This is a genomic window from Spirosoma humi, assembly GCF_054776575.1.
In genome coordinates, this window is the sequence record NZ_BAAHBR010000015.1 from 996,024 (window position 1) to 1,017,364 (window position 21,341).

Genomic DNA, 21,341 nt, shown 5'->3' on the forward strand with positions numbered 1-21,341 from the left:
TCCCTTATTCACAATGCATACACGCGTATTTCTTCTGGCCAGTCTCGCTGCTTTTTCCGTTTTTCTGAGCGCTTGCCATTCCGGTGATGAAACGGTTAAAGAAACAGAAAACGAAGTCTTTGCCATTCACGACGAGGTAATGCCCAAGATTGATGACATAATGAAGCTACGAAAACAGCTAAAAATACGCATCACATCGCTCGACAGCCTTAAAGCCAGCGGCTCAGCAGCGGCTACCCTCCGTACCGATGAAGAAAAAGAACAAGCCAGCCGATTGCACCGCAATCTGGATGTTGCCGATAGTTTGATGATGGATTGGATGAGCCGATACAACGGGGATACACTCACGAAACTATCATCTGATGATGCACTACGCTATTTAAACGGTCAGAAAGACCAAATTACCGATGTCAAAACAAAAGTTAATACCAGTATTGAACAGGCTCGCCAGTTTTTGGGTAAAAAATAACCATTGGCTCATCATCGTCGGTTTATTTATTACCCTTACTTCATGCGATTCGACGGATGGTAAACTACCCATTTTAGGGCAACGGGAGGTCGTCACCAAAACAGTTGATGGCAAATCAGTAACCGATTCCGTTTACCAGTCGATTCCAGATTTCAAATTCGTTAGCCAATACGGTGATACGGTTACAGCCAGAACCCTCGACAATAAAATTTACGTAGCCGATTTTTTCTTCACGAGTTGTCCGACAATTTGCCCTAAAATGAAGGTGCAATTGAAACGGGTGTATGAAAAGTTCAAGGAAAATCCAGACGTAATGCTGCTTTCGCACACCATCGATCCGGCTCACGATTCGGTACCTGTGCTTAAAGAGTTTGCGCAAAACCTGGGCGTAACGAGTCGGCAATGGTTGTTTGTTACCGGCGATCGCGATAAAATTTACGATATCGGTCAGAATAGCTATATGGTAACGGCTCAGGCTGATTCAACAGCGCCGGGGGGCGTTGTTCATAGTGGTGCCTTTATTTTAGTCGACAAAGCCAAGCATATCCGGGGCATTTATGATGGCACAACTGAAGCGGGAGTCGATAAATTAATGAACGACATGAATCGGTTGCTAGCCGAGTACAAACAATGAACAAACGCCTGAGCGGATTTGTCAGCATCCTTTTTGTCTTTGTGATTATTCTTTCATGCCAAACAGACGAAGAAATTAAGCGGCAACGGTATATTACAGAAGGTATTTTTCTTTTTAAGAACAACTGCGCCAACTGCCATCAGGATAAGGGACAGGGCGTTGCTTCCCTTTATCCACCCATTGCCGGATCAGATTATTTGGCGAATAAAAACAGCGTAATCTGTTTGATCCGGTATGGTCAGCAAGGTCGTATTGTAGTCAATGGCAAGCCGTATAATCGGCCAATGCCCGCACAACCTCAACTCAGTGACCTGGAAGTAGCCGAGCTAACTACCTATATTTATAATGAATGGGCCGGAGAAACGAAACTAACTGACGTTAAGACGGTAACACCCATTCTGAATGAATGTAAAAAGTAGGCAGTAGCCAACTCAAATTCCGCCTTCCATGTTGAAGATACCCGTTGGCTTTCGGATCGAATACTGACTAAAGTCCTGATTGGCATCCAGGCCGATTCCGTAGAGTTTCTCGCCGGTCAACTGACTTAAAATAGTCACCCGCTTGTCTGTGAACACCTTTTTGGTTTGTGGTTTCCAGTTTAGCTCAGGTGTGAGCAGTTTTTCCTGCTTCTGCTTATTAACGACGATCACGTTACCCATGACCGTGTACAGGTCTTTAGCCTTGTCATACTGACCCGAATCGGATCGGATGGTCGTTATTTCTTCCCCCGTTGGACTATAAAAAGAAATGTAGACTGGTTTTGGATAACGACGATTTTCGTTCGTGTACCGAAACTGCTTGGCTGTAGTCAGTTTAACTTTTAGTTTAGCCGCTTCACTATACAGCAATTTCACATCATTAATTTCTTCAATTGGCCCTGAATAGGGGTTCACCTTTTTTGCCTGTTTTTTTTCCTCGCAGGCCGATAAAGACAGTACCTGAAATAGAATAAACAAGGCGTAGAAAACAGCGACCCACCCGTTAGTACGTCTGTTTTTCTTTTTGGCTTCTACGTTTTCCATTTAAGTAGTTGATGCAGTCAGATAAACTATCTTTTACCCAAAACCGGTCCTGCTTCGCCGTTGTTTACTTGCCAGCCCACAGACAAAAAGCAGATGTCCGCAGAAAATGATCTACGTACATCTGCTTTTTATTGGCAAGAACGAGTATGCCCTCACAACCGGCAACCGGACAATTAGTCAATAACTGTTTTCCGGAACCAGACGTCATTTAAAGAGAAGCCAATGCCTATTCGCACGTATTGCTCCTTGATTTGTGTGCCAGTCAGCACGCCCCGCTGCCCTCCAACCAGTGAGAGCGTTACGTGATTGACATAATACGCGCCCAGGGGAATGGATATGCCCAGACTACCATTCACATCCGTAAGCTGCGTGCCGTTTGTCTGATAAGGAAGTTTGTTATACTGAAAACCAGCCCGATAGGTGATCAAATCCCGGTAACGGTTCGATGTGGGCTTAGGCGTATACTCTAGCCCAGCCGCAACATTCATAGCATCGGCCAGATTGCCCGGTTTGTTATCAGCGGTGCGGTATTCACTCCATTTCTGAAAACCAACGTCAACCCCGACCAGGAGCGTATTGCCCTTTTCAATGCTTGCGCCAAAATGCATTTGCTGCGGTAATGTCGATAGCGCGTTGGAGTTAAGCCGTAGGGTATCCGGAGCGGAGATGGCCTGTCCAGATGAGGTTGTCTGCTGATAAATGTCGGTTTGGGATGCCTTAACCCGTATTTGAGGATCGTAGGTAGCGCCGACGTTGAGCGTCCATGTATCATTCAGCTTGGGCCGCCAGGCAGCGCCTAGCTTATAGACAATATCACTGTAGTTCGTTCTGTTCAAATGGGTTACGAGAATGTCGGAACTATTGAGAGCTGCCTGTGCAGATGACGAGTTTGTAATGTTCCCAAACAGAAAGGAAGCCTCTACGCCCGCATAAATATTTTTTGTCAGCCGAAATCCGTTGGCAAATGTCGCCTTGTTCAGCCCCCCTTTGCCCTCGTATTTATAGATAGCACTATAGGGTGTGCCGGGCACAGCCTCCACGCGTTCAATGTTATAGTTTACGTACGTGTATGGTTTTAAGTTCAGCGAGATGTTCCAGCGACTATTGGCCGGAAAAGACAAGGCTAAATAACCCAGATTACCCGCGAAATTACTCTGGGTCTTCAGGTCGTTGCTGATGTTTTGCTTAATGGTTTTCGATTGGCTCATCAGGCCTACCTCAAATACCGTAAAACGTGACCGACGGGCCAGCAGGGCAGGATTTTGCAAATTCAGATAGAATGGGTTGGCGTTACTGATGCCTACATCACCCATGCCCATATTGGTTATATTACCGGGGCTGTATAATTCACCAATGCCCTGGGCAGAATAAGGAGAGTTACCCAACCCCTGCGCCAATACCATCGGCGATGTCGCGGCAACAGCCAGCAAACTATGCGTTAACGTCTGGCGTATCCGCTTGTAAATTCTCAACATTATAGCTTAAAATTCGATTCAACCCAATCAGAACCAATTCAGGTACCACAAATATCGGCGGTTTAAGACGACTTTCAAAGGAAGGCGCATCACCCCCGCACACCAGAACCACAATCCCCGGTCGTTCCCGACGATAGTTTTCAATTATACCGTTCATTTCAAACGTCAATCCGTTCAGTACGCCACTCTGCATGGCCTGTATCGTATTCTTCTCCGTCAGCGCGGGCCAGAGCTGATCTACATTTGCCGGAAGCTCCACTACTGGAAGACGGGCGGTTTGATCGTGCATAGCCCGAAAACGCATGCGCAGACCAGGTGAAATCAGTCCGCCCTGAAAAACTGCGTCCTGATCGACAAGATCGGCAGTCAGACAAGTACCCAGATCAAGCACCAGACAAGCCTGATCCGGAAATAGGGTTACGGCGCCTACCGCAGCCGCCACTCGATCGGCCCCCAGGGTAGCTGGCGTATCGTAGCCTTTACGTATGGGTACAGACGTTTGGCTATCCAACACCCAAAAATCGGAACCCAGCTCAATTAGCTGCCGACGAATGTCGGTCCCCGGACGACTTGTCGACGAAACCAGTACGTGTCTGGCGGGCCGTTTCCTGAACTCAGCCATCAAGGCATCGGGCGATTCATACCGGTTAACCTCAATCAATTCTTGCCCCCGAAACCACCCTGTTTTAAGGCTTGAATTCCCCCAGTCGATAACCAGGTTCAATTCTGACGAAGAATTGATATGCAGTTGTTCCGTTTCCATCCGTATCTGGTAGAGTCAACGCTTCTTTAGACGACAAAATTTGTCGGGCGGCTCCGTTTTAAGTTTTTTTAACGACAGATTATATTTTGGTGAATTTCGAATAATATAGACGAAATGGAAACATTTGTTAGTCACCAACGTTATGTTGATAAAATCGGAACAAGATACTATCTTTGCCACCATCAATCTGGTCGGCAAGTAGTGCTTCTACCAAAGCAGCAATCTGTAGCTACGGCAGACCTCCGTTTTCCAAACGTTTTGACAACCTCCACATCTGGCCCCACCAGGTGGTTGTGTTTGGATCAAGCAAATCACTCCAATTCATATTTTTGATTTATTTCATCACGTAATTACTTGAATTTGTTGAGGTTAATTGGGTCTTTTACATCAATTAACTTTTCTATAGGCTCTTTTTAACGGGCCAGCTTGACCGTCAGAACGGCCATTACATTCGTATAACAACTCCCAACTTTCATTACTACCGCAACAGCGGTCCTTTCAAGGTTTATTGCTAACCTGACCTTTATGTTCAAGAAAGAAGAATTAGACATGAAGCTTCTCTCGGAGCTTCACCCCATTGCCGAGCAATTCGGGATTCGTAACATTGGCAAATTCAACAAAGAAAAACTAGTTTACGAAATTATAAAGCAGCAATCCGAGCGCCCAGGCCCGGCTGCCGAAGAAACAGTCCCCGCAGAAGAAGCACCTAAGCGCGGACGTCGCACTAAAGCGGTTACTACTCCCGACGTACAACCCGTTAGTTCAGCCGTAACCAATACGCCGGCTATTCAACCGGCTGACGATACAGTAGCGTCACCTGCCGCAACAACAACGCCAGAGACAACGAAACCCCGGTTACGTAGCCGCCGGGATCGGGATGCTGTGACACAGCCAACAGCCCCAACTGAAACAGTAGCGCCTGTAGAAGCACCCGTTTCCGCCGTTAGCGAAAGTCCAGTGTTGTATGAAAGCAGCGCTACGCCAGAGAACAACACAACAACCACTGAGTCAGCACCGGTCGTTAATGAAAGCACACCAGCCGAACCCGTTGCCGACGCTGTAAATGAACAACCAATCGTTCGCCAGCCCCGCGAAAACCGCGAACGGACAGTACCAGGCCAGCGTACGAATACGTTTGGGCAATCTGCCCGGAATCGTAGTGACAGCGATGGCACGTCGACACCAAATGACCGTAATTTCCGGACAAATAATATCCGTAATGAGCGCAACGACCGCAATGGTCGGCAGGATTTAAACCAGCAGCGAAATCAGCGTTCGGACGGTTCGCAATCCAACCCGCGGGACGCACGCCCACGGTTTGAGACCAATCGCGACCGTACGGAGGGCACGCGGGATAACAACCAGCGTCGGGATCAGCGGCCACGCACCCAACGCGTCGTGACGGACGAGGCCGGGCTCAACTACGGTGGCCAGCCCGACGAAGAGTTCATGACGCCTACCGTTGTTACAGACGATAACGCGGCTAATATGCAAACGGCCAGCGCAGACTCAACCGTTGATACCGTTGCTGTGGCCCAGCCAGCCAGCGCACCTGCTGAAACGCAGGAAGGCCAGCAGCCTCAATCGGAATCAGGCCAAACGGATCAACCGGCTCAGCCTCAGGTTCCACAGGCCTCGCGGGAAGCACAGGAATACCAGAACCGAATTCGCCGTCAGTATAACCAGCACATCCGCGAATTCGATGGCATTATCGACAACGAAGGCGTTCTGGAGATCATGCAGGATGGCGGCTATGGCTTTCTGCGTTCAGCTGACTATAATTACTTGGCCAGTCCCGATGATATTTACGTATCCCCGTCACAGATTAAACTATTTGGTTTAAAAACCGGCGACACCGTGCGTGGTGCCATCCGCCCGCCCAAAGAAGGCGAAAAATATTTTGCCCTGCTGCGCGTCTCGACGGTTAATGGCAAAACAACGGAAGAAATCCGCGATCGGATTCCGTTTGAGTACCTCACTCCTCTTTTCCCCGAAGAACAGCTTCACCTGAGTAACCGGCCTGAAAATTATTCGTCGCGGGTATTGGACCTGTTCGCACCGATTGGTAAAGGCCAGCGTGGTATGATCGTGGCTCAGCCAAAAACCGGGAAAACCGTTCTGCTGAAGGAAATCGCCAACGCGATCACCAAGAACCACCCCGAGGTTTACCTGATCGTGCTGCTGATCGACGAACGTCCTGAAGAGGTAACGGATATGGCCCGCTCGGTGAATGCCGAAGTCATTTCCTCGACGTTCGATGAGCAGGCTGATCGCCACGTTAAAGTATCGAGTATGGTACTCGAAAAGGCCAAACGAATGGTCGAATGCGGTCACGATGTGGTTATTTTGCTGGATTCGATTACGCGTCTGGCCAGAGCCTATAATACGGTTGTTCCTTCATCGGGTAAAATTCTGTCGGGTGGTGTAGACGCCAATGCGTTACACCGGCCAAAGCGCTTCTTCGGAGCCGCCCGGAATGTTGAAAATGGCGGCTCACTGACCATTATTGCTACGGCCCTGATCGATACGGGTTCGAAAATGGACGAAGTAATTTTCGAAGAATTTAAAGGTACCGGTAACATGGAACTCCAGCTCGATCGCAAACTGGCGAACAAACGGGTTTACCCGGCTATCGACGTTATGGCGTCGGGCACTCGTCGGGAAGATCTACTGCTGGATAAAGAAACGCTCCAACGAGTCTGGATTCTGCGTAAACACATGGCCGACATGAATGCCATGGAAGGCATGGACTTCCTACTCGGCCATATGAAAGGCACCCGGAGTAATGAAGAGTTTCTCATTTCGATGAATCGATAAGCTTCTCAACCCATAAACAACAGGGAGTGTATGGAATGATTATTCTGTATGCTCCCTGTTGTTTGTTTAATGACTTACTAGTTGACATAGTAGTTATAAGGCGTCCGATAACTTTCTAACTTTCACAATAGTTAGAATAACTATGAGAGATCTCATCCAATACGCGATTCCCGGCTTTGTTCTGCTGCTCGTTGTGGAGGTAATCGTAACGGCCATTCAGCATAAAGACTACTACGATACAAAAGATACGGCCAGTAGCCTAAGCATGGGTATTGGCAATGTCATTATCGGCTTTGTGGGGAAAGCGCTTGTTTTCGGCACCTATTCGCTGGTTTATCAATTCAGGCTGTTCACGATTGATATGACCCAGTGGTGGGCATGGGCAGTCCTTTTTTTTGCCGATGACTTTAGCTATTACTGGTTCCATCGGATCAGCCACAGCAGTCGGTATTTCTGGGCGTCACACGTGGTGCATCACTCCTCCATGAAGTATAATCTGGGGACGGCGCTGCGCCAAACCTGGACGGGCAATTTGTCGGGAGCCTTTATTTTCTGGATCTGGCTACCCCTGATCGGGTTTTCGCCCGTGGCCGTTATGACCATGCAGTCCATTAGTTTGTTGTACCAATTCTGGATTCATACCGAGCACATCAACAAGTTTCCCGCTCCTATCGAATTTCTTTTCAATACGCCTTCGCATCACCGGGTACATCATGGCTCGGACCTTGCTTATCTGGATAAAAATCACGCGGGCGTTCTCATTATCTGGGATCGGCTATTTGGCACCTTCGAACCCGAAAAACAACGGCCAACGTATGGTCTGACGACGAACGTAAACTCGCACAATCCCGTACGCATTGCGTTTCACGAGTGGGTGGCCATCGGGCAGGACATTCGCAAGGCACCATCCGTGAAGGTGGCTTTGGGGTATATTTTCGGGCCACCGGGCTGGAGCCACGACGGTTCCCGGAAAACGACCCGGCAACTGCGAACGAAACAGCCAAACGTTTCGAAATCGGCACCACAAACCTAGTTTCTACAAATTAACAGAAGAACGTAAGTAAGAAGCAGGCATCCTTTAACTTTGGCAGAAGAGGTGTTCGCTCGTCTCCAATGCCCTAAGGGCCCAAAGAAGGAGAGAATCGCCCCAACTCAGCCTTTAGCTTCTCCTTGACCTAATGTTTCTGTTTGTAAAGAAATTCCCCAAACTTATCCTATTCGTTCTTCTGATCATCGGTTCTATCCAGACGGCCAGGAGTAAAGACCCGGCGTTCAGGGTCATTGCCTTCTATACCGCTAAGAACGATAAAGCCCATATCAGCTACGTTCACGAGGCTAACAAATGGTTCGCCAAAATGGGGACCCAGTACAATTTCGCGTACGATTCAACAACGAACTGGGCTAATCTCAATCTAGACTTCCTGTCACGCTATCAGGTTGTTTTATTTCTAGATACCCGTCCCGAAGCACCCGACCAGCGCAAAGCCTTCGAAAAGTACATGGCAAATGGGGGAGCCTGGATGGGATTTCATTTCGCAGCATTTGCCCTCACGCCATCGGCCTACCCCCAAAACTGGGACTGGTATCATAACGAGTTTTTGGGCTCTGGCTCCTATGCCAGTAATACCTGGCATCCTACGTCGGCCATTTTGCGCGTAGAAGATCGCAACCATCCGGCCACCAAGCACTTACCGGCTACCTTCAAATCCTCTCCCAATGAATGGTATCGATGGACCAACGATCTGCGTACCAACCCGGCAATTAAGATTCTGCTATCGATCGATTCAACTAGTTTTCCGCTGGGAACGGGTCCAAAACCCCACGAAATCTGGCATAGCGGCTATTACCCGGTGGTCTGGACAAACAAAAATCACCGGATGCTATATGTGAACATGGGGCACAATGACATTGATTACGACCATAAGACCGACAAGGAATTGTCGTTCACCTTCGGTAATAAAGTCCAGGACAAGCTCATTCTTAACGGACTTCTCTGGCTGGGTAGTGGCAAGAAATAAGCAACCCGTGGAGACAAGTTACTACCCCACGGGTTGCTTACTTTCTATGAATGATGCGGCATATTAACGGCTTTCGCTTCTTTGCGGGCTAGCTCTTTGCGCGCCCGGCGGCTATGAATAAGCTCGTACGTAACGGGCAGAATGAGCAACGACAAGACCGTACAGGTCATCAGGCCGCCAATCATAACGGTGGCCAGTGGTTTCTGCGTTTCAGAGCCGATGCCGGTCGAAAGAGCCGCAGGCAATAAACCGAGGGAAGCCATGAGAGCCGTCATCACAACGGGACGCACCCTCGTGAGGGCACCCTCCCGAATGGCTTCGCTAATCGGCAGTTTGTTATGCAGGTTTTCCTTAAATCGGTTGATGAGAATAACCCCATCCTGAACAGACACGCCGAAAAGGCAAATGAATCCTACCCCAGCGGATATACTAAAATTGATACCTGTAAGCCAGAGTGCCAGCATACCCCCGATCAGGGCAAAAGGTACGTTCAGGATAATGAGCGCGGCATCGAGCGCGCTACCGAACGTAAAGAGCAAAATCAGGAAAATAATGGTAATACTGATCGGCACCACGATGGCCAATTGGCGCTCGGCTCGGGTTTGGTTCTCAAATTCACCCGCCCAGCGCATCTGAAATCCGTCGGGGAGTTTAACCTGCTGTTTTACCCGCTGTTGCGCATCGGCAATGGTACTGCCGAGGTCACGGTTCCGCACCGAAAATTTGATGGCGATAAAGCGGGCGTTGTTTTCACGGTACACGAACGCCGGACCAGACCGGGTACCAATATCAGCCAGTTCTTTCAGCGGGATTTTGGAGCCCGAGCGGGTAGGAACCATCAGATTCTCAATCAGATCGGGCGAATACCGAAATCGTTCGTCGTACCGTACCTTGATATCGAACCGGCGTTCGCCCTCATAAAATTGGGTAACGGTTTTACCGCCAATGGCCGTTTCGATGACCGACTGCGCCACATCGGTTGGCACGTTGTAGCGGGCCATTTTCTGGGGGTCAAGCTGAATCCGGAATTCCGGCTGGCCCAGATTTCGAAATACGCCGAGGTCACTGACGCCCGGTACATTCTTCATGACGTTAAACACGTTCGTTGCTTCCTTGTCCAGCACGTTCAGATCCTGCCCGATGATCTTGATCGCCATCGAGCCCTTTACACCCGAAACGGCTTCTTCAACATTGTCGGAAATAGGCTGTGAGAAGTTGAAAGAAACACCCCGAAAACGGGCCAGCTTCTGCTGCATCTGGGCCACCAATTCGTCTTTCGTGATGTCCCGCTTCCAGTCTTCTTTCGGATAGAGATCAACGAAAAACTCATTATTAAAAAATCCGGTTGGGTCCGTTCCATCATTCGGCCGCCCCGTCTGCGATATAACACCCCGTACTTCCGGAAACTCATCGAATATGGCCCGAAACTTCCGCGTGTAGGCATAACTTTCATCCAGCGACACGGAATAAGGCAGGCTGGCGCGGACGTAAATAGACCCTTCGTTCAACTGCGGCAGGAACTCCGAGCCAATGTGAAACAGGAACAGGTAAACCGAAAAGCCCAGTGAGCCCAGGGCAATGGCAATGATAGAGGCAGGTTGCCGAATGGCCCAGTTCAGCGCCGGGACATAGGCTTTCTCAACACCCGATACAACCGGATTGTGCCGCTCACGGACATTCTTGTTCAGCAGTAGACTGCATAAAAGCGGTATCAGCGTAAGGCTAACGATAAGTGACCCCATGAGGGCAAAACCGATGGTCCAGGCTAAGGGGCTAAATAGTTTCCCTTCTACTTTCTGGAACGTAAAAATTGGCAGTAAGGCGGTGATAATGATGATTTTCGACGTGAAGATCGACTTACCCAACTCCGTAGCATTCTGGGCAATCCAGCTTAATTTAGCCCGGCGATTGAACTTCATCATGCCCATCTGTTCGGCCCGGTGTGCCAGCATAACAAACAAGCCTTCTACCATCACAACGGCTCCGTCGATGATGATACCAAAATCTAAGGCACCGATACTCAGCAAGTTGGCCGTCATTCCCTTCAGCCGAAGACAGATGAAGGCAAACAGCAGCGCCAGCGGAATAACAATGGCAACGGTGAGGGTGGTACGCCAGTCGGCCAGAAAAATCAACAGGATAAGCGTTACCAGAAAAATCCCCGTCAATACGTTTTCGCCCACCGTGTGCAGGGTGTAATTATTCAGCGTCGTACGGTCGTAGAATGTTTTGATGCGGACATCTTTAGGGAGGATCTGGTTGTTCAGTTCATCGATTTTAGCCTTCAGGGCCGGAATAACGTCGTTGGGATTTTCACCCTTGCGCATCACAACAATACACTCCACAACGTCGTCCTGCTTGTCGCGCCCAACGATACCCAGGCGCGGCTGAAAAGCTTCTTTTACCGTAGCCACGTCGCGCACTTTGATCGGCACGCCGTTTACGTTGTCAATGATGATGCCCGCTACATCGTCGGGCTTTGTCAGCAAGCCAATGCCGCGCACCACCAGCGCCTGGTTTCCCTGTTTGATCACATCGCCCCCAACATTGATGTTGCTTTGCTGAATGGCCTGATCCACATCCAGGGCGGTGAACCCGTAATTAGCCAGCAACGTCGGATTCAGGCTAACCTCAATCGTTTTAACCTTTCCCCCAAAGCTAACCACATCGGCGATCCCCGGCACGCTCTTGATCTGTCGCTCAATAACCCAGTCCTGCAGGGTTTTCAACTCGGTGATATCTTTCGTTTTGCTTTCGAGGGTGAAGCGGTAAATCTCACCCGTTGGGCCGTAAGGAGGCTCAACTTCAGCACTTACGCCGTCGGGCAGATCAACGCTGGCAATGCGGTTGGCCACGTTGGTCTGCGCGGTAAAATTGTCGACACCATCCTCAAAAATCATCGTTACGACCGACAGGCCGAATAACGAAACGGAGCGGAGCGTACTCTTGCGGGGCACCGAATTAAGTTCAGTTTCGAGGGGCAGCGTAACAAATCGTTCTACTTCTTCGGCCGAGCGGCCGGGCCATTGGGTAATCACAATGACGTTGGTATTCGTCACGTCGGGAAATGTCTCGACGGGTGTATTCAGGAAAGCAGCAACGCCCCCGACAACGATCAGGCCAATGCCAAAAAATACAGCAAAGCGATTTGTCAGGGCAAACGTGATAACACTACGGATGAACTTATTCATGGGAAAATCAAAGAGTGAAAGAGCGAAAGAATGAAAGAGTGATTCCAACTCGTAAGAGGAGCACGAACTGAAAGCCACTCTTTCACTCTTTCATTCTTTCGCTCTTTAGTATTTAGTCCGTTAAATCATTGTATACCAGCAGGCTACCTTCCGTCACGACGATATCGCCCGGTTTCAGATTACCGCCCTTCACGAAGGCAAAGCGTGTCGTATTTTTCATCACCTGCACTTCACGAACTTCGTACTTGTCTTTTCCCGTCTGGACGATCACGTAATAATGGTCGCGGTCGAAGACAACGGCTTTCTGCGGAACGGCCAGTGATTCAGCCCCTTCACCGGTACTGGTGTTCGGCAGGTGCACGTGAATGGTGGCAAACATATCGGGCTTTAGCAACCCATCTTTATTGCTCAGTACAATGCGCACTTTCAATACCCGAGCCTGTTCATCGAGTACGCTACTTACATTGCTGATAACACCCCGGAATGTTTTATCAGGATAAGCCAGTACCTGAAGGTCAACGGGCTGGCCCTGTTTTATTTCCGGAATATCCTGTTCATACACATTCGCCAGCACCCAGATTTGCTGCAGACTCGATATGGTATAGAGCGGATCCTGGTTGTCGGCCCGCAAATCCTGACCGGTATTTACGTTTTTCTCAACGATATAGCCCGAAATCGGGGCTTTCACCGAAAAATAAGGTTGCCCGGTTCCGGCTGTGCTGCCGCCGTATATCCGCAGAATATTGGCCGATTTGCTCAATTCATCCTGCGCCTTTTTAACATTGTTTTTGGCGGTCAAAAAGTCGGTTTCTGACGCGAAACCTGATTTGTATTGTGCCGAAACGTTTTTCAACTGCTGCTGGGCCACCTCCAGATCTGATTTATCCGACTGGTAATCGTTGGTATAGGTGGAAATGTCGCCCGAACGAATCAGGGCCAGGTCCTGCCCTTTCTGTACATAAGCGCCTAAGGATGCCGTAGTTTTCTCGACATTACCACTCACCAGCGGAAACACCCGCACCACATTGTCCTGATCGAAGGTAACGGTACCGTTCAGAGTTAGTTCGTCTTCAGGATTCATCAGCCGGACGGAGTCAGTCAGGTAACTACTGCTCGAATCGGCATTAGACGTTGGCACTTTGTCTGTTTCTTCCTTTTTGTGTCCACAGGCAGCCAGCACCAGGCCAACCAGTAGCGGTAACAACGTCTTCTTCATAACTTAAAAAAACCGGGTGTTGGTCGTGAAATTTAATAGCTGCTGGGTATTGTACAGATTATTCAGCAGGTTGATGTTATTCAGTTGCGCCTGCTGATACGTCCGGATTTTATCCAGATAATCCAGCAACCCAATCGTTCGGGCATTATACGCTTTAGTGGCCTCTACCGAGATATTTTGGATCCGATCCAGGTACCCGTCGGGCCGGCTATTCAACTGATCATAAAACGTATTCAGTTTGTCGAATGCATTCAGTACATCGCTTTGCACGATGGTCTGCTGGTTTTCCAGCCCCCCGGTTACACTTTTCAGGGTTGTTTCGGCCGACCGAATAGCGCCCTGATTGCGGTTGCGAACCGGCAAATCCATAGATAGTTGAAACCCGGTGAAGTTATTGTAGGCGTTCCCGTATTTCTCGAACAAAATACCTGTGGTCAAATCCGGGGTTCGGCGGGCCTTTTCCAGCGCCAGACTTCGTTCTGCATTGTTAATCTGCTCCTGCGACAGACTAACATCCGGCCGATTGGTCAAAGCCGAATCAATGGCCGTTGCCACCGTAGGCAGCGTTGTTTTCAACGGGGGGAGGTCAGTAGGCAGAATAAACGTTGGTGCCGACTGCCGCAGCAACACCCGAAGCGTGGCCTGTTCGTCGGCGATCTGCGTCCGATAATTGGCACTGTTGGCTTGCAAATCCCGAACAGCGACCTCCAGCCGGGTCACTTCGTAAGGGGCCACGCCCCCCGTCCGAAGGGCAATTCGGTACGATTCGATCAGCCGTTGCTGGCGCACCAGTTCATCCTCAAATAACCGTAGCCCCTGTAAGTCATAGTATAGATTCGTGTAAGTCGTATAGAGCTGATAGTGCAGAATACGCATCAGGTCTTTAAACGCCAGCCGCGACAGTGATTTGTTGCTTTCGGCCAGTGCCACTAGTTTACTCCGCTTACCCGCCAGTAAAATCACCTGTTGCAGTTGAATGGCGTAGTAGCCGCTGTTGTAGTTTCCGGCATCTTTATCAACCTGCGAGGGCGGACCATATTGCAGAAATTTTCCCGTATTCGGGTTGTACAGGTTTCCCTGGAACCACAGATTCGGGTTTGGCCGCAACCCGGCCTGCGTAATAGCTGCGTCGGCAATATCGATCTGGTAACGCTGGGCCAGTAACTGAAAGTTACGATCCAGAAATAGCTGTTCGAGTTGAGGAAGGCTTTGCCGGATCGTGTCAGGCGCGGCCGTTGGCCGTTGGGCCCATACGGGGGAAATGCTCCCCAGCCACCCCAGAAGTAGCCAAAGTGCCAATTGATTCAATGAGCGAAACCGATTCATAATAAAAAGTGACGGAAATAAACCCGGCTGATTTGGGCGGCAAGTACAGAACAGGTTGTTAAGGCGTGGTTAAACCATTATTAATAAGTTCTTAAAAAATAAGTAGTTTCCTTAAGGAATATTCGGGCAACAATCGTACCCTTATTCGGCTGCCGGGAAGCCCTCCAGGCGTTAAATCCGGCAAACAAGCGTAGGATTTCTCGCTGTCCTACCCTGTATATAGGCAAGTACGTGTATATACGGGTGAAATTTTAAAGAAGTTTTAATTAAGCTTTAAACTAGCTTTAAAGTCGGGCTGACACCTTTGCAGTTGATTTTCAATTAACTGTATACGAGAACATGAAAATTCTCCTTATTCAAAGTGACGCCAGTTACCTTGAGTTCCTATATCGAACCCTGGCCGAACGCCAGTATACGCTCGAGATAGCGTCAGACGGCTACACCGGACTTGCCATGGGCCTCCATGCCCGTTTTGACCTGATTGTTCTTGACGCACACTTGCCCCGCATGGATGGGCTGGATGTTATCCGGCGACTTCGGCAGGAGAATGACTCAACACCCGTTTTACTGCTCTCTGATTCAAACGAATCGGCCGATAAAGCCAAAGCCCTTTATGCCGGAGCCGATGACTATTTGGTAAGGCCGTGCGACTCCGACGAACTGCTGGCCCGTATTTATGCGCTGCACCGCCGGCGGACGGGTGGTTTTAACGCCCCTTCCATTCTGAGCATCGATAACCTCGAACTCAACGTAGCCGAAAAAGTGGCTTACCGCGCCAACCAACGAATAAAGTTGACCGCCCGTGAGTTTCAACTACTCGAATTTTTAATCAAGAATGCAGGTCGGGTGGTCACCAAAGCACAGATTCTCGAAAAAGTCTGGGACAACACGCCGATCAGCAGTACCAACAAAGTAGAGGTATACATCAACTTTTTACGAAAGAAAATTGACCGGGACTTCGACCATAAACTCATTCATACGGCAATGGGCGTAGGCTACTTATTGCGGTCAGCAAACTGAAACACTATACTGCCTGGGCAGTATGATAGAGCTTGCATCACACCTCCCTTCTAACCTCTTAGGCGGGTTTTGGGTTAGTATTGTATTATGGTTGCTGTTTGCCTACTCGCCTGTTCCCTCCTGACGGTCCGGCCCGATTCCCTGGTTCCGACGGATACGATTCGTTCGGTTCGCTCAACGATCCGGCCGGCTTTTAACCTCGACTTCCGTGATTCTTTTCTGGAACGCCAGCATGTAAACGTTTGGGGAATCAATGCGGGAATTACCTACGGCGTTAAACGTCATCAACTAACACTGGGCTATTACTGGATCGGTTATGCCACGTACCTGCGCCTGATCGACTGGCGACGAAATGCGGCCCAGCGAATCAATCTTAATTACTATACCCGTACTGATTTGTGGTTTATGAACATTCAGTATTGGTGGAACATGACCAACAACCGGCGCTGGATGATTAGCGTGCCTGTCGACATTGGTGGTGGTATTGCTTATGCCCTGCCGAGGGATCTGGCTCAGGACAACCCAATCGACCGAACGCACCGGAGCTTCTTTGCCCCCCTTCAGCTAGGGGTGTATGCGCAGTGGAAAGCAACACGCTGGGTGGGTCTGTCGGCGCAGATCGGTTATCGTATTTCCATTTTTCAGACCGATATTAACCAGAATTTCAACGGAAGTTACTACAGCATCGGCGTGTCTATTTACCCGGCGCTCCCCGTCGACATCTGGCGATGGGTGCGAAAAGGAGATCGTATTTCGCCGATTCACCCACCTAAACCTCGTCCGTTGGTCACTCCATGAAAGCGAATGGTCCGCCAAAGTTAACCCTGCATCAACTCATCATGCTGGTCTTGTCGGTGTATGTCGTCATCGCGCTGCTGATTCGGGAGTTAGTCCCCATGTACGAACAGAACCGGCAATTACTCGACCAGATCGACACCGGCATTTGCCTGTATTTTTTGTACGATTTCTTCTTACGGCTTTACCAGGCCGACGATAAATGGAAGTTTCTGCAATGGGGCTGGATTGACTTACTGGCCAGCATTCCCGCCTTTGACTGGTTCCGGCTGGGTCAGCTGGTGCGGGTCATTCGGATATTGCGCATGGTGCGGTCGTTTCGGTCTATCCGCGACTTTCTGCATTATCTCTTCCGCGACCGGGCAAACGGTACGCTGGCCGTCGTTCTGCTCAGCTCCGTTTTATTAATGATTTTCGGTGCCATAGCCATTCTTTACGTCGAACGCGTGCCGGACGCCAACATCAAAACCCCGTCGGACGCCCTTTGGTGGGCATTCGTGACCATCACAACGGTTGGCTACGGCGACCGCTTTCCGGTTACGAATTTCGGTCGCCTGATTGCGGCCGTCCTGATGATTGCTGGTGTAGGCCTGTTCGGTACATTTACCGGCTACGTCGCCAATTTTTTCGTCGAAGATGAGCAGGAACAAACCGAAAATGACATGCAGACGCTCATTGGCGAAGTTCGGCAGCTACGGCATAAAATTGAGGAAATGGAAAAGAGAATACCTTAGGGCTTCCCCAAGTTAAAACTATAATACTTATAATCAATCACTTACTCATGCCTGACGTAAGGGCCAGGACTGCGAATAGCACCAAAATATAGATCGCAGCAACGGTTGAGGCTGTTTCCTCTTAAGTAAATCCTCATTAATTATGGCTTGCGACCAGACTAACCTGATTTCTTTATGGGCCACTCTGGCCCCTGTTCCAACGAAGAGTATTAGCAGAAGAAGCAGGGAGCGAAAGCTATTTGATTTCTCAGTAAAGTACACTTTGGATAAACGCGTCCTCAAGCTTGTTGTATGAATTTTCCTGTTTCTGTGGTATAACTAATGTGGCTGTTGCAAAAGTCATGTAGGCCACGAGTAAAGCCAACAAAGGGGCGATACAGACTACTTCTTTCGTCCAAAATTGGGTATTCGAAAGGGCCTTCCATACTTTATTCCGACTTTTGAAACAGCCACTAACGTTATGTAAAAAGATTATTTTTGAGAACAACTTCATTAAGCTAATAGCCAATAATGAAATCGTTCAATTTAGTGGTTACTTCTTAACCTCTGTTATTAAATAATCAAGTAGTTCCAAAAAGGACTGCTTAACAAAGAGGTAATTAAATCGGTGATAGCAGACAACTTGCTCATTGGTAGCTAGTACTCGACTTCTTAATTGTCCCAGTTGCTCTAGCAAATCTTCCCTACCAAGTTCTTTGACAGCTATAGCGATATCTTCAGGCCAAAACGCGAAAGCGTCAATACCACAGCAGCCCGCTACACAATTATTCTCTAGTTTATTCCAGAACTGTCTTAACGAATTTTCAGCGTCTATGAACTTGACTATGGCATCACTTGAATTACCTAAAAGTTCATCCAATTCTAATATAGAACTGGTTTTACAGTCAAAGTCAAGCAACTTCATTTCTTTATCAGGTCCTATTGAAACCGTCTGAGACATGGGGTCTGTAAGCTATTTTATTGTTGTTATATAAGTGATGTGGTTGTTGCAAAAGTCTTCGGTCAACTTGCTTGAGCCGCTATCCTGCCTGATGACGGGTAGTTTTCGGTCCTAAATGGGCAGGTCAAATTGCTTAAAAACATGACTGATGGACTTTTGCAACAGCCACTGATGTCATGTTCAGTTATAACATAAAAGTACAATTAATTATACAAAATGTATGAAATTCATTTAAACGGTATTAACACGTACTCCGGTTGTAATTAACCCAATCCTTTGTTTCCTATAGCCAACGTTGTACTCTAGCATTTAGCCACCCCTTACTTCTCGCTGGCTACGCTTTCAGGAAGGTCGTAGAGCAGCCAAGTTTTGTTGCGGATAAACGAAGACTTTTTCTGAATCAACGTAATAAAATCGGCGATCCCCACCGGTTCATTTCCGTTGGCATGAATCAGCACCAGGCTTCCTTGTCGGGGCTGCTGGTTTTTAGCTAACCAGGCATCACTACCAATGGGCAGCAGCCCGAACGCCAGGATTCGATCAAAGACCCCTTTATCGGAAACCAAACCGGGGAACCGGAAGAAAATAGATGGTTTCAGCCCATTTTTTAGCATAGCCTGCTCATTCAACAAAACCTCATCGCTGACGTTGGTAGCGGCTTCGAGCATGAAATTGATCGGCAATGGCAGTTGTGGATTGTAGCGGTGATGAAACGAATGGTTGACCCACGTAATAGCCAGATCGCCCCGATTGACCAGGTTCTTCAGGTAAGCTAAATCCTGAGCATGGTTTTCCATCCAGAGTCCGGTAATTGTAATCGTTACCGGAATGGGTTTCTCTTCCGGCTCGAAGGCACTGATCAACTGCTCAAATACCGACCGCGTCAGGGGCTTGGTCGACGGACACAAATCGATGGTCAAACTGAAGCCCCGTTCGGTGGTGTCGGTACGTTCAATACCGGCATCCTGCAAATGAGCGTCCCGCTGTTTTTCCATGCGTAAGGCACGGCCATAGGGAGTCTGCCCCACGGCTTGCAGCACAGCGGACCAGGGTAAAGCTTTCACCTGGTTCGCTGGAAACTTGGCAATCGCCGTTTCGAGGGTTTTCGGATTTAACGTCAGGTAACAAGTCTGACCGGCCTGACGCCACTGGCGCAGCACAACCTGTTGGGGCGGCCGGGTTGTGATACCGAAAAATACCCGATAGGCCGTTAGCTGGGCAAATGCGACTGCATTCGCCCAGCTAGCCAGCATTCCTAAAAGTAAAAGGCGGGGCACGTGCGTATCAGAAATCGTTGATCGAATAAGCTGTTGACACCAATCGATTCCAGTCGGGATGGCGCTTCAGAAAAACGCTGACGAATGGACAAAGGGGCACGATTTTCTGATCATGCTGCTCGATGTACGTCAGGACACCTTCTACCAGGGCGGAGCCGACACCATGCCCTTCCAGACTAGGATCCACTTCAGTATGCGTCAACGCGAGGGTTTCGTCATCAACCTGTTGGTATTCTACAATGGAAAGTTTCCCATCCGTCTCCAGCTCGAAGCGATGCCGATGGGTATTATTTTTGATGGAGGTTTCGTTCATGTTCGTTAAACGGTTATCCTTCTTTTACGCAAAAAAATACCTCCTTGTTCACGCCAAGGGGTGTAAATTGCAAACGACTTCTTTCTATTCCTGCTATGACCCGTCTCGACCGCCTGACCGCCATCCTGATTCATCTGCAAACCAAGCGCGTGGTTCGGGCTCAGGAGTTGGCCGACCGCTTCGGTATCAGCCTTCGAACCGTTTACCGTGATGTTCGGTCACTGGAAGAAGCGGGTGTGCCGATTGGCGCAGAAGCGGGTGTCGGATATTTTCTAACGGACTACCACCTGCCCCCCGTGATGTTTACGACGGCCGAAGCCAGCGCCCTGTTGATGGGTGGCAAGTTAGTAGAAAAATTGGCCGACCAATCGATAAAGAAAAAATTTGAATCGGCCCTTTTCAAGATAAAGTCGGTTCTCAAACGCACCGATCAGGAACATCTGGACGATCTCGACGCCCATATCGATGTGGCCAAACCGCCTGCTCAGGTCCCCTATTCCGATGAACTGCTCGACGACATACAACAGGCCATTGCCCGGCATCAGGTGCTGACGCTCCGGTATCATTCGCAGTACAACGATGCCGAAACGCAGCGCGATGTTGAACCGGTAGGTCTTTACCATTACAATTTGGGCTGGCACCTGATTGCGTTTTGCCGGACACGCCAGGACTATCGCGATTTCCGCGTCGACCGCATTCGGCAACTGACCAACTCAGCCGAGTACTACTCGCGACGTAACCGGCTAACGCTTCAGGAATACCTTGATCGGATGGGCACAACCGACATGCCGACAGTGGCCGTAACCGTTTTGTTTCGCAAAGCTTCGACCCGGTTTCTGCAACGGGAGAAGCATTCCTTCGGTTATCAGCGCCAGGAAGATCTAGGCGACCATGTCCGGATGTATTTTCAGACACCGTACGTAGAAGGATTAGCCCGTTGGCTGCTGATGTACGGAAAATCAGCAACAATCGAACAGCCAGACATGCTTCGAAACCGAATCCTTGCGTTAACAGAAGAGATACAGGCCCACTACCTTGACCAGGCCGTTGTGCCGATGCCCTGACATCATCGGCTATCGGGAATAACGTTGAATTTGGTATTTAGTCAGGTTATCCATTGGTCATGAATAGCCATTTTTCGGATCAGCCTGGGTAGAAATGACCAGGTGGCCGTGTACCTGCCATTTTCGACCAGATGAAGGCAAACCAGAGCGGTAAATTCGCAAATTCACAATGATATTTGCGGAACAGATGTTACCTTTGGCATGTAAATTCTACTCTGAAAAGCTACCCTGAATTTTAGTTAGGCAGCCTTGGAAAAGTATTATCCT

The 21,341-nt window shown here is 49.2% G+C and carries 19 protein-coding genes; 10 read left to right on the top strand and 9 right to left on the bottom strand.

Features of this window, described 5'->3' with window-relative positions; translation table 11 throughout:
* The first annotated feature begins 13 nt into the window (after window positions 1-13).
* Genes ACYU8Y_RS20510 through ACYU8Y_RS20520 form a run of 3 tightly spaced genes read left to right on the top strand, consistent with a single transcriptional unit; the run spans window position 14 to window position 1,522 of the window.
* On the top strand, window positions 14-469 hold the full coding sequence (locus ACYU8Y_RS20510; RefSeq protein WP_460939947.1) for a viral A-type inclusion protein: 456 nt from the start codon (window positions 14-16) through the stop codon (window positions 467-469).
* Complete coding sequence (locus ACYU8Y_RS20515) at window positions 435-1,103, top strand: SCO family protein (RefSeq protein ID WP_460939948.1); 669 nt, start codon at window positions 435-437, stop codon at window positions 1,101-1,103. The genes ACYU8Y_RS20510 and ACYU8Y_RS20515 overlap by 35 nt, the downstream gene beginning before the upstream one ends.
* Window positions 1,100-1,522: a c-type cytochrome gene (locus ACYU8Y_RS20520; RefSeq protein WP_460939949.1), complete on the top strand. Its 423-nt coding sequence runs from the start codon at window positions 1,100-1,102 to the stop codon at window positions 1,520-1,522. The genes ACYU8Y_RS20515 and ACYU8Y_RS20520 overlap by 4 nt, the downstream gene beginning before the upstream one ends.
* Window positions 1,523-1,534: 12 nt before the next feature.
* On the opposite strand, the gene lptC is transcribed toward ACYU8Y_RS20520, so the two are convergent.
* From lptC to ACYU8Y_RS20535, 3 genes are all read right to left on the bottom strand, one after another.
* Window positions 1,535-2,125, bottom strand: coding sequence for an LPS export ABC transporter periplasmic protein LptC (gene lptC / locus ACYU8Y_RS20525; protein WP_460939950.1), 591 nt, complete (start codon window positions 2,123-2,125; stop codon window positions 1,535-1,537).
* 173 nt (window positions 2,126-2,298) lie between these two features.
* Entirely contained in the window at window positions 2,299-3,600 is a 1,302-nt protein-coding gene (locus ACYU8Y_RS20530; protein WP_460939951.1) for a hypothetical protein, read from the bottom strand.
* The gene (locus tag ACYU8Y_RS20535; RefSeq protein ID WP_460939952.1) at window positions 3,557-4,363 is read right to left on the bottom strand and encodes a type III pantothenate kinase; all 807 of its coding nucleotides are present in this window, start codon (window positions 4,361-4,363) and stop codon (window positions 3,557-3,559) included. The genes ACYU8Y_RS20530 and ACYU8Y_RS20535 overlap by 44 nt, the downstream gene beginning before the upstream one ends.
* Before the next feature lie 525 nt (window positions 4,364-4,888).
* Here ACYU8Y_RS20535 and rho point away from each other — a divergent pair.
* The 3 genes from rho (at window position 4,889) to ACYU8Y_RS20550 (ending at window position 9,198) form a co-directional block, all read left to right on the top strand.
* Window positions 4,889-7,180, top strand: coding sequence for a transcription termination factor Rho (rho, locus tag ACYU8Y_RS20540; protein ID WP_460939953.1), 2,292 nt, complete (start codon window positions 4,889-4,891; stop codon window positions 7,178-7,180).
* Window positions 7,181-7,322: 142 nt separating this feature from the next.
* A complete protein-coding gene (locus ACYU8Y_RS20545; RefSeq protein ID WP_460939954.1) occupies window positions 7,323-8,213 on the top strand; it encodes a sterol desaturase family protein in 891 nt (296 codons plus the stop codon).
* A 145-nt stretch (window positions 8,214-8,358) separates the two neighbouring features.
* Entirely contained in the window at window positions 8,359-9,198 is an 840-nt protein-coding gene (locus tag ACYU8Y_RS20550; protein ID WP_460939955.1) for a ThuA domain-containing protein, read from the top strand.
* 44 nt (window positions 9,199-9,242) lie between these two features.
* Here the strand turns inward: ACYU8Y_RS20550 and ACYU8Y_RS20555 are convergent, their stop codons facing one another.
* From ACYU8Y_RS20555 to ACYU8Y_RS20565, 3 genes are all read right to left on the bottom strand, one after another.
* On the bottom strand, window positions 9,243-12,389 hold the full coding sequence (locus ACYU8Y_RS20555; protein WP_460939956.1) for an efflux RND transporter permease subunit: 3,147 nt from the start codon (window positions 12,387-12,389) through the stop codon (window positions 9,243-9,245).
* 112 nt (window positions 12,390-12,501) lie between these two features.
* Window positions 12,502-13,605, bottom strand: coding sequence for an efflux RND transporter periplasmic adaptor subunit (locus ACYU8Y_RS20560; protein WP_460939957.1), 1,104 nt, complete (start codon window positions 13,603-13,605; stop codon window positions 12,502-12,504).
* Between the two features lie 3 nt (window positions 13,606-13,608).
* The gene (locus ACYU8Y_RS20565) at window positions 13,609-14,931 is read right to left on the bottom strand and encodes a TolC family protein (protein ID WP_460939958.1); all 1,323 of its coding nucleotides are present in this window, start codon (window positions 14,929-14,931) and stop codon (window positions 13,609-13,611) included.
* Between the two features lie 339 nt (window positions 14,932-15,270).
* Between ACYU8Y_RS20565 and ACYU8Y_RS20570 the strand changes: the two genes are divergently transcribed.
* The 3 genes from ACYU8Y_RS20570 to ACYU8Y_RS20580 all read left to right on the top strand — a co-directional run bounded on the left by ACYU8Y_RS20570 (window position 15,271) and on the right by ACYU8Y_RS20580 (window position 17,480).
* Complete coding sequence (locus ACYU8Y_RS20570; protein ID WP_460939959.1) at window positions 15,271-15,951, top strand: response regulator transcription factor; 681 nt, start codon at window positions 15,271-15,273, stop codon at window positions 15,949-15,951.
* 87 nt (window positions 15,952-16,038) lie between these two features.
* On the top strand, window positions 16,039-16,749 hold the full coding sequence (locus ACYU8Y_RS20575) for a hypothetical protein (protein WP_460939960.1): 711 nt from the start codon (window positions 16,039-16,041) through the stop codon (window positions 16,747-16,749).
* Window positions 16,746-17,480, top strand: coding sequence for an ion transporter (locus ACYU8Y_RS20580; protein WP_460939961.1), 735 nt, complete (start codon window positions 16,746-16,748; stop codon window positions 17,478-17,480). Before ACYU8Y_RS20575 ends, ACYU8Y_RS20580 begins: the two co-directional genes overlap by 4 nt.
* Window positions 17,481-18,012: 532 nt before the next feature.
* On the opposite strand, the gene ACYU8Y_RS20585 is transcribed toward ACYU8Y_RS20580, so the two are convergent.
* From ACYU8Y_RS20585 to ACYU8Y_RS20595, 3 genes are all read right to left on the bottom strand, one after another.
* On the bottom strand, window positions 18,013-18,420 hold the full coding sequence (locus tag ACYU8Y_RS20585) for a DUF6331 family protein (RefSeq protein ID WP_460939962.1): 408 nt from the start codon (window positions 18,418-18,420) through the stop codon (window positions 18,013-18,015).
* A 320-nt stretch (window positions 18,421-18,740) separates the two neighbouring features.
* The gene (locus ACYU8Y_RS20590; protein WP_460939963.1) at window positions 18,741-19,697 is read right to left on the bottom strand and encodes a polysaccharide deacetylase family protein; all 957 of its coding nucleotides are present in this window, start codon (window positions 19,695-19,697) and stop codon (window positions 18,741-18,743) included.
* A 7-nt stretch (window positions 19,698-19,704) separates the two neighbouring features.
* The gene (locus ACYU8Y_RS20595; protein WP_460939964.1) at window positions 19,705-20,010 is read right to left on the bottom strand and encodes a GNAT family N-acetyltransferase; all 306 of its coding nucleotides are present in this window, start codon (window positions 20,008-20,010) and stop codon (window positions 19,705-19,707) included.
* 95 nt (window positions 20,011-20,105) lie between these two features.
* On the opposite strand from ACYU8Y_RS20595, the gene ACYU8Y_RS20600 reads away from it, so the two are divergent.
* The gene (locus ACYU8Y_RS20600; RefSeq protein WP_460939966.1) at window positions 20,106-21,074 is read left to right on the top strand and encodes a helix-turn-helix transcriptional regulator; all 969 of its coding nucleotides are present in this window, start codon (window positions 20,106-20,108) and stop codon (window positions 21,072-21,074) included.
* Window positions 21,075-21,341: the final 267 nt, after the last annotated feature.

Excerpts from the sequence above, each read along its gene's own strand:
- ACYU8Y_RS20510 (WP_460939947.1), top strand. The coding sequence starts at position 14 with ATGCATACACGCGTATTTCTTCTGGCCAGTCTCGCTGCTTTTTCCGTT.
- ACYU8Y_RS20520 (WP_460939949.1), top strand. The coding sequence starts at position 1,100 with ATGAACAAACGCCTGAGCGGATTTGTCAGCATCCTTTTTGTCTTTGTG.
- lptC (WP_460939950.1), bottom strand. The coding sequence starts at position 2,125 with ATGGAAAACGTAGAAGCCAAAAAGAAAAACAGACGTACTAACGGGTGG.
- ACYU8Y_RS20530 (WP_460939951.1), bottom strand. The coding sequence starts at position 3,600 with ATGTTGAGAATTTACAAGCGGATACGCCAGACGTTAACGCATAGTTTG.
- ACYU8Y_RS20535 (WP_460939952.1), bottom strand. The coding sequence starts at position 4,363 with ATGGAAACGGAACAACTGCATATCAATTCTTCGTCAGAATTGAACCTG.
- rho (WP_460939953.1), top strand. The coding sequence starts at position 4,889 with ATGTTCAAGAAAGAAGAATTAGACATGAAGCTTCTCTCGGAGCTTCAC.
- ACYU8Y_RS20545 (WP_460939954.1), top strand. The coding sequence starts at position 7,323 with ATGAGAGATCTCATCCAATACGCGATTCCCGGCTTTGTTCTGCTGCTC.
- ACYU8Y_RS20550 (WP_460939955.1), top strand. The coding sequence starts at position 8,359 with ATGTTTCTGTTTGTAAAGAAATTCCCCAAACTTATCCTATTCGTTCTT.
- ACYU8Y_RS20555 (WP_460939956.1), bottom strand. The coding sequence starts at position 12,389 with ATGAATAAGTTCATCCGTAGTGTTATCACGTTTGCCCTGACAAATCGC.
- ACYU8Y_RS20560 (WP_460939957.1), bottom strand. The coding sequence starts at position 13,605 with ATGAAGAAGACGTTGTTACCGCTACTGGTTGGCCTGGTGCTGGCTGCC.
- ACYU8Y_RS20565 (WP_460939958.1), bottom strand. The coding sequence starts at position 14,931 with ATGAATCGGTTTCGCTCATTGAATCAATTGGCACTTTGGCTACTTCTG.
- ACYU8Y_RS20570 (WP_460939959.1), top strand. The coding sequence starts at position 15,271 with ATGAAAATTCTCCTTATTCAAAGTGACGCCAGTTACCTTGAGTTCCTA.
- ACYU8Y_RS20575 (WP_460939960.1), top strand. The coding sequence starts at position 16,039 with ATGGTTGCTGTTTGCCTACTCGCCTGTTCCCTCCTGACGGTCCGGCCC.
- ACYU8Y_RS20580 (WP_460939961.1), top strand. The coding sequence starts at position 16,746 with ATGAAAGCGAATGGTCCGCCAAAGTTAACCCTGCATCAACTCATCATG.
- ACYU8Y_RS20585 (WP_460939962.1), bottom strand. The coding sequence starts at position 18,420 with ATGTCTCAGACGGTTTCAATAGGACCTGATAAAGAAATGAAGTTGCTT.
- ACYU8Y_RS20595 (WP_460939964.1), bottom strand. The coding sequence starts at position 20,010 with ATGAACGAAACCTCCATCAAAAATAATACCCATCGGCATCGCTTCGAG.
- ACYU8Y_RS20600 (WP_460939966.1), top strand. The coding sequence starts at position 20,106 with ATGACCCGTCTCGACCGCCTGACCGCCATCCTGATTCATCTGCAAACC.